Annotated in this window: 9 protein-coding genes, 1 other RNA gene and 1 pseudogene; 3 read left to right on the top strand and 8 right to left on the bottom strand. The window is 57.4% G+C overall.

The annotated features are described in order from the left end of the window. Window positions 1-283 precede the first annotated feature (283 nt). On the bottom strand, window positions 284-439 hold the full coding sequence (locus M2103_RS08410) for a transposase domain-containing protein (RefSeq protein ID WP_277509927.1): 156 nt from the start codon (window positions 437-439) through the stop codon (window positions 284-286). Between the two features lie 213 nt (window positions 440-652). On the opposite strand from M2103_RS08410, the gene M2103_RS08405 reads away from it, so the two are divergent. Beyond that, entirely contained in the window at window positions 653-2470 is a 1818-nt protein-coding gene (locus M2103_RS08405; protein ID WP_277509926.1) for a hypothetical protein, read from the top strand. Between the two features lie 339 nt (window positions 2471-2809). Here M2103_RS08405 and M2103_RS08400 read toward each other — a convergent pair whose 3' ends face one another. The 3 genes from M2103_RS08400 to M2103_RS08390 all read right to left on the bottom strand — a co-directional run bounded on the left by M2103_RS08400 (window position 2810) and on the right by M2103_RS08390 (window position 6607). Beyond that, window positions 2810-4738 carry a glycoside hydrolase family 127 protein gene (locus tag M2103_RS08400; RefSeq protein ID WP_277509925.1) on the bottom strand — a complete coding sequence of 643 codons (1929 nt, stop codon included), beginning with the start codon at window positions 4736-4738 and terminating at the stop codon, window positions 2810-2812. A gap of 215 nt (window positions 4739-4953) precedes the next feature. Further along, entirely contained in the window at window positions 4954-6015 is a 1062-nt protein-coding gene (locus M2103_RS08395; protein ID WP_277509923.1) for a FecR domain-containing protein, read from the bottom strand. A gap of 28 nt (window positions 6016-6043) precedes the next feature. Then, complete coding sequence (locus M2103_RS08390; RefSeq protein WP_277509921.1) at window positions 6044-6607, bottom strand: sigma-70 family RNA polymerase sigma factor; 564 nt, start codon at window positions 6605-6607, stop codon at window positions 6044-6046. Between the two features lie 323 nt (window positions 6608-6930). On the opposite strand from M2103_RS08390, the gene M2103_RS08385 reads away from it, so the two are divergent. Next, window positions 6931-8007, top strand: a complete 1077-nt coding sequence (locus tag M2103_RS08385) for a glycoside hydrolase family 43 protein (RefSeq protein WP_277509920.1) — start codon at window positions 6931-6933, stop codon at window positions 8005-8007. A 319-nt stretch (window positions 8008-8326) separates the two neighbouring features. On the opposite strand, the pseudogene M2103_RS08380 reads toward M2103_RS08385, so the two are convergent. Next, window positions 8327-8770, bottom strand: a pseudogene (locus M2103_RS08380) (Gfo/Idh/MocA family oxidoreductase); the annotation flags it as partial. 348 nt (window positions 8771-9118) lie between these two features. Between M2103_RS08380 and M2103_RS08375 the strand changes: the two are divergent. Further along, entirely contained in the window at window positions 9119-9682 is a 564-nt protein-coding gene (locus tag M2103_RS08375; RefSeq protein ID WP_277509918.1) for an IS3 family transposase, read from the top strand. 206 nt (window positions 9683-9888) lie between these two features. Here M2103_RS08375 and ssrS read toward each other — a convergent pair. The 3 genes from ssrS to folE2 form a co-directional block, all read right to left on the bottom strand. Then, window positions 9889-10071, bottom strand: a non-coding RNA gene (gene ssrS, locus M2103_RS08370) — 6S RNA. 120 nt (window positions 10072-10191) lie between these two features. Next, entirely contained in the window at window positions 10192-10524 is a 333-nt protein-coding gene (locus M2103_RS08365; protein WP_277509917.1) for a hypothetical protein, read from the bottom strand. 234 nt (window positions 10525-10758) lie between these two features. Continuing rightward, entirely contained in the window at window positions 10759-11721 is a 963-nt protein-coding gene (folE2, locus tag M2103_RS08360) for a GTP cyclohydrolase FolE2 (protein ID WP_277509916.1), read from the bottom strand. Window positions 11722-11785: the final 64 nt, after the last annotated feature.

The raw sequence follows: 11785 nt of genomic DNA, 5'->3' as shown, positions 1-11785 counted from the left end.
GTCTTCGCAAAACTCAAAAGCGACGTGCGCAAAGCCTCGCCACGCGAGCATGAGAGCCTGATCAGGGCCGTTGCCGCGTCGGTGCGCAGTTTCACGGCGCGCCAATGCAACAACTTCTTCGCCCACGCACATTATGCGACCAATTAATTAGGAATTGCTCTAGTTCATCCGTAAGTGACAGTTCTGGTGCCTACAAGCGAAGTATTGATGGTAACCAATGATGGATCAAAATAGTCACCATTCATAGATAGCAATGGTGACTATTTCTATATATATTCGCGCGTTATTTCCCGCCGGGAGTGACCCAGTTGGCGGGCAAAAGCGGCACCAGGTCGTCCCGGCTGGTCATCGCCGGCAGGCGCGAGAGCACGTCGCGCAGGTAGGCGAGCGGATCCTTGCCATGTCGTCGGCAGGAGATGACGATCGTCCCATGTGCCATCTGCGTGCAAGATACACTATATCAGGGGTTTTGGGTTCGAGCTTCGCAATGGGCGCGGAGTCTATTTCTCGTTTGGCGGCAAGAGTAAACGTGAGTGAACCCGCTGGTCATGAGACCGCGAGGAAAATCGGATTAAAGGAAATTGTCATGCCGCGCATCTTGTATTGAGTCACCCGCGCAAACATCAAGGAACCCTCCCCCCTCCCAATCATCATGAATTCCGCACGCCGCATATCAGTGATCATCGGACTCCACATGTTGTTTTTCCTCGCGGCGCCCGCGTTTGCGGCGCCCAAGCCCGCGCCCGTGCCGCCAGACAGCGACATTGTCAACTTGCCCACCTACACGGTCACCGATGTGCGCATACTGCCTCCGCCCGAATCGTGGCGCTACGCCGCAATCCCCGGATTCGAAATCCTCTCCAATGCCAGCAATCACACGACCAAGCGTTTCCTCAAGGAGTTTCAGCGCGTCCAAATCGGCATGGCGCTGATCTGGCCCGAAGTCATCACTGCCAAGCCCAATGTCCCCACGCTTGTTCTCTTCTGCGCGAACAATTCGTTCCGCGCATTCATGCCCGACAAGAGGCCGGCTGAGGATATGTTCATCACCCCCACCAGCCTCTTCGTGGAAGACAAGGAACGGGGCGCTATCATCATCAATTTCGACACCTTCGAAATATTCGCCGACAATGGCAGTCGGTTTATTATCGATCCCTACGCGGAATTTTCACGGCAATACTCGCGGTTCGTCATGCACCGCGCCAATGGTGGCCGCCCGATTCCGCTTTGGCTCGAAACAGGACTGTCGCGATTGTTCACAACGATCGAGCTTGAGAAAAAAACACTTGAGTTCGGACAGATTGAGGGCGGGTTCACAGCCAAAGACTTTTCCGTCCCCATTGATTACACGCACATCGACGACGGGAACACCATCGGCATGGAAACACCCTACGCCCTGCGCCCGTTTCAATCCGTTGATTCGGCAAACGGCAATATCAACGGCTTCCCTCACACAACGCACGGAGCCGGCAGTCTCGCGGAATTCACATCGCGGCCCAAATCACTGTGGGTGTTTTCCATCGAAAAACTTTTCAGCGACAATCCCGACGACCGCAAAATCGCATATTGGAGCACCGAATGCTACGCCTTCCTGCACATGTGCCTATACGGGGAACAGAAAAAATACCAACAGGCAGTTCTCGACTTCGCGAAACTCGCCTGCGCCCGCCCCGTGACCGAGGAGGATTTCATCCGCTGCTTTGGCAAGGACTACAAAACCATGACCAATGTGCTGCGCAATTACGTGAACATTCCAAATCATCAATATGTGCAGCTGAAGCCGACACGAAACTCCGCGCCCCTGCCGCGCCCGCGCGCCGTCGCGTTCCGCGAGGCAACGCAAGCGGAAGTCGGACGCATCAAGGGGGAAACCCTCCGCCTCGCCGGACACCCCGAGGCGTCGCGCCAGGAATTAATCGCGCCCTACCTGCGCAAAAAGAGCGACGCCGGACTCCTCGCCTCGCTGGGACTCCTCGAATCACTCGAGGGTCGCAAGGAGCGCGCGCGAAAATTTCTCGAGGCCGCCGCCCGTGAAAACGCCATTCGTCCGCGCGCCTATGTCGAACTTGCGCGTCTGCGCCTCGACGAGGCGCTCGCCGACCCCAAAGGAGAGAACGGCAGGCTCGATGCCGATCAAACCGCCGCCGTGCTCGAACCCCTGTATATAGCCCGCACCCAGCCGCCCTCAATGGAAGAGGTTTACATGCTCATTGGAAGCGCATGGTCGCACAGCGCCGTGCCCCCGGCGCCGGGCCACCTCAACGCGCTTCTCGAAGGCACGCTGATTTTCCCCAAAAACACCGGCCTTTTATATCAAGCCGCGGAACTGCTGGTGCAAAACGGCGACACGCAAATCGGGCGGCAGCTCATCAGGCTCGGCCTCGCCGTTTCAACGAATCAGGCGACTCGAAAACAATTCGAAGTCCTGCGCGCCAAGCTGCCTCAAAACTCCGATGCCTCGCTAAACTGAATGCGGTGAAAAATATTGGCTTCGTCCCGCTTTTAGGGCTGTTCCGGTTTAAATTGGCGCAAGGGAATGCCTTTTGACAGGGCGAACTGTCCCGGTGAGCCCTGCCTAAAATGCGACAGAATAACCCCATAGTTCTAATACCAACGTCCTTAATCAATTAGACCTTTGGTAGGGGCGTCGTTTGCGACGCCCGGTTTGAGAATCATTCGTAGGGTAGGGGCGTCGCAAGCGACGCCCCTGCGACGAAAAATATAAAAACTTTGGGACGTTGGTATAATTGCGCAAAAAACTCGGGCAAGCCCGTGCAAAAAGGCGCGGTTTCACTGTTGCCTTGTTTTATCAATTCAAACCGTCGCCATTTTTATCAATTTTCCAATATATTCCGTAACGCTCAAAATGAACTCTATAAAACGGCTCGAATATTAACCCGTGCGGAGATGTTTCCACGGGGAGGCGCAGCCGCACGGGTCTGGAGGTTGTTTTTTTCATTCGCCGGGGAATCGTTTCAACCGGCCCCCGGAACCGGGGCAAATTTTCCCATGCGATTGTGTTTTCCGCGGTCGTCCCCATTGTTGACCAAAACGAATCAGGCAGGTTTTCCGAGCCAAGCCTCGCCGCGAGCACATAGGGACCGCGCATGAACGCAAAAAAATCATCGCACCCCGGCAACGGCTCGGTGCGCACGCTCATGGGAATTTTCAAACGGATTTCATTCTTGTTTTTCCATGGCCCGGAAAGCTCCCAGTATCCGGATGCGTCACAGGTCGGCGCGGCCCGTTTTCCATTGATCTCAAACTCGCACGCATCGGACGCCCATGACGGCTTGCGAATCAACAATTTCGTCGCGTCGCCCCCGGGTGCGTGCAGGACAAAAGTCACCTCTCCGCTTTCCGGCAAGTCGCTTCGTTGCTCCAGTGTTATGCCACGCTCATGAAGCTCAACCCGGGACGAGATGAAAAGATTAACCATCACCCCGCCCTCCTTTTTTGCATATATGAATTTCCCGAGTTTAGCCGGGCTTTCCATCCCCGTCTGCTGGCAGCACCAGAACGATTTGTCGCGCGAGCCATACACACGATAATGCCCCGGACGCATGGAGGTGAAGTAGCAGCACATCCCGTGTATCGGATCATACGCCGACAATATATGATTCAGCAAAACCCGCTCGTAATAATCCGCCATGCGGGCGCTGGGTTTCGCGGTGAACAACGCCTCCGTAAGCCTGAGCATATTGGCCGAGTTGCACGTTTCCGGACCGCCCTTGAGCAGCACGCGCCGTGGAAATTCCCCGCTTGGGAAAAAATGCTCGCCCGTGCTGTTCCCACCAATGGCCCATGTGTGATTTCCCGTGACAATTTCCCAGAAATTGAAGGCCGCCGTCGCGAAACGTCCGTCACCGGTGTGCGCGTGATATTTAAAAAAGCCCGTAAACTTGGGAATCTGCGTGTTGGCATGCCAGCCGTGCAAAATATCTTTTCCCTCGGACAAAGGTTTCCACATCGCCGCGTCGTGCAAGCGTCCCGCCCATTTTAGATACTTGGGATCGCCGGTCAGCTCGTATGCAAGCACGTAGGACTCGTTGATCGAGCCATGCTCGCACACAAGCATTTGCTGCACTTGCGCGTCGGTGAGCTTGTCCAGCACCTCGGTGCCAAACCAATCGGCCAGTCCCGTGAGCAACGGAAGCGCGTCGCGGCAGTCGCACCCCCGGTATGCCTCGCCGAGCCCGAGCATCAATTTGTTGATCAAATACACGGGAGCCCACGCGCCGTTGAGCGTGGGATTGTTGCTGCGAATGTTTCCCGACGCCACTTGCCCGAACAGCTCCCGTCCGTTCTTTATCCCCATTATAAATCCGTCCTTTCCGGCGCGGCGGCATTCATTGAGCTCGCCCAACGTGTAACGCAACCGATCCATGAGCGCCGGATCGCCCGTCGCCTGCCACATCATTGCAAGCGACGAAATATAGTATCCCAAAAAACCGCCGCGCAACGGTCCCGCGCCCCACACCTCCTCGGATTCCCAGCCAGCGTAAGCATCCGCCTTTGGCGCAAGGCCCGCCTCAACTCTATAAAAATGCAATAATGCATCCGGATTGAGCCATAGAAGATAATCCTTCCCCTTGTTTTGCAGCGCCTTGAACTCGGGATCAACAACCTTGATATCCCCCAATGAAAAGTATTCCACCGCCGGCGCCACCACCGGATTGATTCCCCTTAAGGTTTGCCCAGGCGCGCGCGCGCACACGACAAACAAAACGGCAAGCATGACGCGCGCCAAATGGAGCGAATTACATTTTTGAAAAAAGGCCGGCATTGGAATCATGAAGAGGCTTCGCAAAAAGGACATGATTATAGATGCGCGTGCGGCCTTTCCCTTCTAAATGAATCCGCAAAAAACGACGGGCACCCGAGCAGCGCGCCATTTCACCCCGCTTAAAATTTAAAATCGCCCAAACACATGCCCAATCTCCAATCAACGGGCTATCTGCGGTTTTCTTTATATAAAGTGATCGTGTTGCCCTTGCACTCCGACCTGATGCCGAATCCATTTCGCAGGAGGCTCACAAGATTTTCCACTTGGTCAGACCGCAAGGTTGCGCTGACGATCGTGCCCGCCAGTTCGGGTTCCGCCAAAACCAGCTGGATCGGCGCGTTGCATTTGTTGACCTCCTCCACAATGTCCGCAAGCGGCCGCTCGGAAAAATCCAGCAAACGGGGATGCCACGCGATCATCTCATCCATGCGATGCGTTTCCACCGCCCTCACAACCAAACCCGGATTCATCGACTCCAGCGTCACGACGGCGTATTGCCCCGCGTTTACGAGTGCGTTTGCGACGCTCTTCGTCGAATCGTCGGGCACCGTCTCGCGCGGGGCTTGCACCTGAACCTTGCCTGAGGTTACCAGCACCTCGATGGCGGCTCCTTCGTGTCGCACGTTAAACGAGGTGCCCACGGCCCGCACGTTCACGCCGTTGATATTCACAATAAACGGACGATTGGGATCTTTCGCCACGTTGAAGTTCGCCTCGCCGTGCTCCAGTCGCACATGACGTTCCGTTGCTGTATACAAAACCTTGATCGACGCGCCCCGGTTCAACTCCACGATGGTGCCGTCGTCGAGTTTCTGCTGCTCAATGGTGGAAATCGGCTCGTGCGTGGTGGCGACGCCCGGAATGGCGGCGACTGGCGGCAAATGTCCGGGAGCCGGCTCTAAAAACACCAACGCAAAAATGCAGGCTGCTGCCGCGGGAAGCGCAAGGATGCCCCCAAGCAACAGGCGGCGTTTTGAAAAAAACGCGCGCCAAGCCGGGTGCGACACCGCCAGCAAGTCGCGATTTGGCCGCGAGGCGTGCACGGGCCGCCAATCGGCAAGAATATCGAGCCGGTCCCAGTGCAAGCGTTGGCGTTCCAATTCCGCGCCGTGCGCGGAGTCCGCCATGAGCCATTCCAGAAATTCATCCTGCTCGGCGCCAGTCATGCCGGCGTCAATGCGGATGGCCCATTTTGCGGCCTCTGAGGTTATTCTGTCATGTTTGCTCATTAAAAAATCCTGTGTTTTCGGTCTGCGATCAGCGGAGTTTGTGAGGAATCCCCGTGTTGCTGTCGCGCTTCAAGTGTTCCCTAAAAAATGCGTTGAGTTTTTTGAGCGCAAATACGGATTGCACCTCCACGGTGTGCTCGGCGATGCCGAGTTCGGCGGCGGTCTCCTTCTGGGACATTCCGTAGATTTTTCTTAATGTGAGCACTTGTCTGCATCGGTCTGGCAAGGATTGTATGGCTTTGGTGAGCAGTTCCAGCTCCTCGTTGCGCGCGACGGCATGAGGAACATCGGCCGCTTCATCCATGATGCTCGAGCCGTCGATTTCCGTTATGGGTTCTTCCTTCGCAACCGCCCGGTGACGCGCCCTCATGAGGGCAAGATTGCGGGCTGTCACAAAAAGAAACGCCTTCGGCGAGCGCACCTCGCGATTTGCATGCGCCTGAAGCACGCGCGCAAACGCCTCCTGCACGACATCATCAATTTCGCTGTGGTTGTAGACAAACTGGCTCTTGAGCCATGCGCGAAGCATCGGCTCGTGGGGAAGCAGGTTTTCTTCAAACCACCGTGTTGGGTCCGAGGTATCCGGGGGCATGGGCAAATCTGAACGCACATCCCTTTTACGCGCAAGTCATCAAGTTTTTTTATTTTTAAAAAATCACTAACGGAAAAAAAACTGACGCGCATCGTAGCTTGTAATAAGCAGGAGACAACGTCCCTGGGACAACCGAAGCCGGATTATGCCGCAAGCAAACTCCCATAGGCCTTTCAATCGAACATCAAAACATTCGCGCCACCAACGCATGCTTGCCGCGGAATTCACAGGCGCGCACAACAGACTAACCACAAACAAAATGATGAAACACCGCCGGATTGACACAGCCCCGCCAAACTTCCCATGAGTCATCCGACTTCCCGATGAAACACCGCGCCAAAATCACATCAATCTTCGCATCCGTGTTTGCGGCCGCATGCGCGTTCATCCTCGCCGCCTCATGCCGCGACAAAGGCGCGCCGCGCGCAACTGCCGCCGTCAGTTTCGTCAATCCCATAGGCACCGGCGCCGACCCGTGGGTGGTGCAACACAAAGGTCATTACTACTGGACGCTCACGGACACGGATCGCGGCGTTGCCATTTGGCGTTCCGACAGTCCAGCATCGCTCGGCAAACGCCAGATCGTCTGGCGCGCCCCGGCAACAGGCCCATATTCAAAGGAGATTTGGGCACCCGAGCTGCACTTTCTTGACGGACGCTGGTATATTTATGTCGCCGCGTCGGAAGGCAACAACGCCAGCCACCGCATGATCGTTCTTGAGGGCCCCTCCGACGATCCGGTGGGCGAATACACATTCAAGGCCGAGCTTTACACCGGCGACCACATCGAGACCGGCGAGCTGAACCGCTGGGCGGTTGACGGCACCATCCTCGAACACGAAGGCAAGCGTTACTTTGTGTGGTCGGGCTGGGAGGACGAGCGCGACATCTCGTGGCTTTACGCCGCGCCGATGAGCAACCCGTGGACCGTTTCGGGCAACCGTGTGCGCCTCTGTGCCAATGATGATTTTCAATGGGAGCGAGTGGGCGAGTCCATGAAAGCCCGCGGGCTCAACGAGGCGCCGCAAATCCTCCAGCGCGACGGTCGCGTGTTTATCGTGTATTCGGCGAGCGGCTCCTGGCAACACACCTATAAAATGGGAATCCTCGAGCTCACTGGCGACGATCCGTTGGCGCGCAACGCCTGGCGCAAGCACCCGTATCCGGTTTTTTCGCCGACAGCCTCGACCTTTGGAATCGGCCATGCCTCTTTTGCGAAATCGCCCGACGGCAAACAGGACTGGCTCGTTTACCACGTCAAGGAGGAGCGCAAGGACGGCTGGAGCCGCCTCATCTTTGCGCAGCCCTTTTACTGGACGCCGGGCGGCTTCCCCGATTTTGGAAAACCCGTCACGCGCGCCGTCCCCATCCCCGCCCCCGGCGCGGCCCATACGCGATAGCAATCGTCGGATCATTGTTGAATTTCGGGGGAGAAGTGTTTTTTGGGAGGGTGGAAGTAAAGCGATAAGGCTCGAGAAGGCCGGAGGTGGAGGCAGGACGCGAAGGTCGAGTTGAGGCGCCTTTTCACGGAGCAATTGAGCTGGTTTTTTGTGAGCGCGGGAGAGGTTGGCGCGGGCGAAGTTTTTCATGTCGAAAAACTCATTTTCGATCGTGGCGTGAACGCTTTCGACATCGGCGTTGCAGTTGGGGCGCGCGGGGGATTGAAGCGGTGGCGGGCGCACATGCCTAGGTTGGTGCCGTGGAAGCCGTCGGGGCGAGACCGATGGCGCCGCCTTGGATAAGGTCACCGGCGTGCATCGCGGCTTCGACGTGAAGGCGCTCGCTGAAATACACCATGTATTTGCGGCTGGTGCGCGCGACGGCGGCCTTGGCGTCGTCGAGTTGGGCGAGCGTGGTGAAGGGCGTCTTGTCGGTGAAGTAGTCCTTGCCGGCATCCATGACACGAATGCCGACGGAGCCGCGCTCGTTGGGGATCGCGGCGGCGGCGACGAGTTTGACATCGGGCTGGTCGAGGATTTCGTCGAGGGAGCGGGCGGCGCGGGCCCGCGGAAATTTTTCCTGAAAGGCGGCGACTTTTTTCGGGTCGGGATCGTAGACACATTTCAATTCCGCGCCGGCCTCGATCAGGCTGTTGCACTGGCCGTGGATGTGGCCGTGGTCGAGGTGCGCGGCGGCGAAGACAAACTCGCCGGGCTTGACCACGGGGGGAGGTTTGCCCCGGGGGGCGTAGTGAGGTTACCCCTGATTTGTGGACAGGAGGTGCAGACATAACCAGAAAAGAAAAAGAAACATGCTAAAAACAAAACCAGCCTACACGACGGAATTCAAAAACGGGGTGCTCGCCTATCAGACGAGCACGGGAACGAGCCCCAGGCTCACCGCCGAGCACTTTGGTGTTTCGGCCAACAGCTTGAGGGAATGGCAACGCCGAGCAGGAGCTCCGGCGCCTGCGCCGCGAGAACCGCGCCCTGCAAATGCGCTGCGAGATACTAAAAAAACGGTGGCCATCTTCAGCGACCCGTCCGCGAACGCTATGCCCTGATAAAACACATGAAAAACGATTATCCAATATTGGTGCTGTGCGAGATGCTGAGCGTTTCGTGCGCCGGCTACTATGCGTGGGAAAACGGCTCGCGGGACCGGCGCGCCCAAGGCGACGCGCTGCTGCGCGCCTCGGTGCGCGAAGTCTTCGCCGCCTCCCGGCAAACCTACGGCTACCCGCGGATGCGCGCCGCACTGCGTGCGCGGGGGTGGCGCACTGACATCACCTATCTGGAAACCGCGGAAGGCTGGCTCTATCTGGCGGTTCTCATCGACGCGCACAGCAGGCGCGTCCTAGGCTATGCGTTCAGCGCGTCGCTGGCGACCGACTTTGTCATCGTCGCATTGCAAATGGCCATGTTGCGCCGTCGCGGCAACTGTTACGACAACGCCCAGAACGAGTCGTTTTTCTCGACCTTGAAGATCGAACTGGTTTATCGCACGCGCTTCAAGAGCCGGGCTCAGGGCCGTGCGACGGTCTTTGAGTGGATTGAGGCGTTTTACAATCCCCGGCGTCTGCACTCCTCACTCGGATATCTTTCCCCGGTTGACTTCGAAAAACTTAACAACTGATCTTCCCATCCCGTCTGCGCCACTGTCCGCAATTCGAGGGTAATCCCACTCTAGCTGGGCCCAGAAAGTGGCTTGAAAAAAATCCCGTCGCAACCGCCGGGCGTTTCCGCAAGATGGCGCTGAAACCTCAAGCCCGCCAGTGCCTCAATACAAAGCAAGCCAACGAGTTGATGAATTATATTGAGTTTGGAAATTTATTAAAAATTTGATCCTCCACCTGTGCCGTATGCCCAAAGGCTCTAGTCCTTTTTATGTTAAGGTGGGCGCCTCCTACGCGGCGTCTGCTTTCCGGTGTGCGGCCTAGCATCTTCCACGGCGGGTTTGGCTCCCGTAATGACTCAAAGGCCGAGAGCGGTTATTGAAAAACACCTCGAACACTGCAGAGGATCAAACGAAAAACAGTAGCCTCGCGCGGCTCGCGGTCAACCGATTTGAGCATTTCGTGTCGGGATAAAACTCAATTTCATGAACTTCACTCGCCGGACAATCATGCGCATATTGCGCACAACTCAATATTGCACATGCACTTCCACCTGCCCCGCCAGGCCGCGCGCGCAGGGGTTGCGCTCGTCGGCGGTCTCGCAAGTTTCGCGGGCGGCCTGAAGTTCGCGGCGAACCTCCGCCGCCGCATGCTTGGTAATGCGTGTTATTTTTCTTATGAGCAACCACGCACCCAACGCGCCAAACGCATAACCCGCCGCCACAAGCAGCGTTCCACGTGTCGTCGCCTCGGCCGCCGCGGCATTAAGCGCATCAGGCGCCACAAATGTCGGCACTAACACCGGCAGAAAGCGCATGATAAGCCCGAAGGTCAAAAAGCTGAGTGCGTTTAGAATGTTCATGATGTTTTATGTCTCTCCCCTTTAAGCTACATGCGTGCCAACTTCTCACTTAATCCATAAGAGCATGTTCATTAACATAAAACAAAACTTGCTATTTATATATCCCGCATCGCTCATTGCAATTTGCAACAGCCCGCGGGCAACACTGAATTGCAAGTTGCAATATCCAAAAGCAGGCCGGCGCACGACAAGCGTGGAGCAAAATCGCGCGCCAACCTCGGGCGCGCGCAGTTGCTACATCCGAAAATTCAGCGAATCGGCGTTCATGCCGCCAGGGATGCCTTTGCAAATGACGCTCACGGCATCGTGCGAATGAAGCGATTCGTAATGCGCGCACATCACGCGAAAATCGCGCACGCGCGCATCCGCCGCCAGGCGCGCGTAAAGCAGGCGCGCGGCATCCTCCACAAACTTCAAATGCGCCCCGTTCAGCTCGGCAAACGCCTGCTCGTCCTCGCGCTTCACCATCACCTGGGTCTCCGTGCGGAGCGCTGCGCGGCAATGCGAGAGGAGGGCATCGACGGTGAACGCCCGGCGCGGCGCGATCTCGACGCGAACGCGCGCCCTGGAGCGTTGCGAGTGCCCCATCGCAAACACGCCGCGAGCCTCGCGCGCATGCTCCGCAAGTTCCGCCGAGCACGGACAGGCCGACGAGTATTCAAAATCAATCTCCACATAACGGCGCAGTTCGCCGGCGCGCCCGAGCGCCACTTCATACGCCGCGTCGTAATACTGCCAGCCACCCAGGCCGCTGCGCAGGCTGGCCTGCCACACGGGAAAGGAAAACGCCACGCGCAACCGCGCCTCGAGCGCGGCGTGGGCGCGGCGATATTTTTTCAAAATACGCCCGAGCGATTCCGGCGAACACACATCGGCACCGTGCTCGTAAAACGTCCGCACGATGCGGCTCATGTTGATGCCCTTGCGCGCGGCGTCGAGGGAAACGGTGCCGGTGACGCGAGCCTCGAGCGTGGCCGGGCCGTCGCCATGTTTCGCCGCCGCCCCACCCTTTTTCCCCGCGCCCGCCTTCAACGCGAAACGCATGGGCAGCTTGAACCCGTCGATGCCGACCTGCTGGATGGCGACCCGCGCGCCCTCGATGTCGTTCGGACACTTCATCACGTCGGGCAGCGACGCGCGATAGGCGTCGGTGACTTTGAAGGATGCGTCGTAAGCGCGTTTTGGACGTGTGCTCATTGAAAACGTGAAACGGACAACAAAAACCAACTCGCGCCGCCTGCCAAGTCTGCAAAGCAACGAA

The organism is Ereboglobus sp. PH5-5 (genome assembly GCF_029504805.1).
In the GTDB taxonomy this organism is placed as follows: domain Bacteria; phylum Verrucomicrobiota; class Verrucomicrobiia; order Opitutales; family Opitutaceae; genus Ereboglobus.
Note: the sequence above shows the minus strand (reverse complement) of the source record. Positions and strands in the feature narration are given on the sequence as shown.

What these genes read in the sequence shown, in the direction of transcription:
- M2103_RS08410 (WP_277509927.1), bottom strand. Translation starts at nt 439, where the DNA reads ATGGCACATGGGACGATCGTCATCTCCTGCCGACGACATGGCAAGGAT.
- M2103_RS08405 (WP_277509926.1), top strand. Translation starts at nt 653, where the DNA reads ATGAATTCCGCACGCCGCATATCAGTGATCATCGGACTCCACATGTTG.
- M2103_RS08400 (WP_277509925.1), bottom strand. Translation starts at nt 4,738, where the DNA reads ATGCTTGCCGTTTTGTTTGTCGTGTGCGCGCGCGCGCCTGGGCAAACC.
- M2103_RS08395 (WP_277509923.1), bottom strand. Translation starts at nt 6,015, where the DNA reads ATGAGCAAACATGACAGAATAACCTCAGAGGCCGCAAAATGGGCCATC.
- M2103_RS08390 (WP_277509921.1), bottom strand. Translation starts at nt 6,607, where the DNA reads ATGCCCCCGGATACCTCGGACCCAACACGGTGGTTTGAAGAAAACCTG.
- M2103_RS08385 (WP_277509920.1), top strand. Translation starts at nt 6,931, where the DNA reads ATGAAACACCGCGCCAAAATCACATCAATCTTCGCATCCGTGTTTGCG.
- M2103_RS08375 (WP_277509918.1), top strand. Translation starts at nt 9,119, where the DNA reads ATGAAAAACGATTATCCAATATTGGTGCTGTGCGAGATGCTGAGCGTT.
- M2103_RS08365 (WP_277509917.1), bottom strand. Translation starts at nt 10,524, where the DNA reads ATGAACATTCTAAACGCACTCAGCTTTTTGACCTTCGGGCTTATCATG.
- folE2 (WP_277509916.1), bottom strand. Translation starts at nt 11,721, where the DNA reads ATGAGCACACGTCCAAAACGCGCTTACGACGCATCCTTCAAAGTCACC.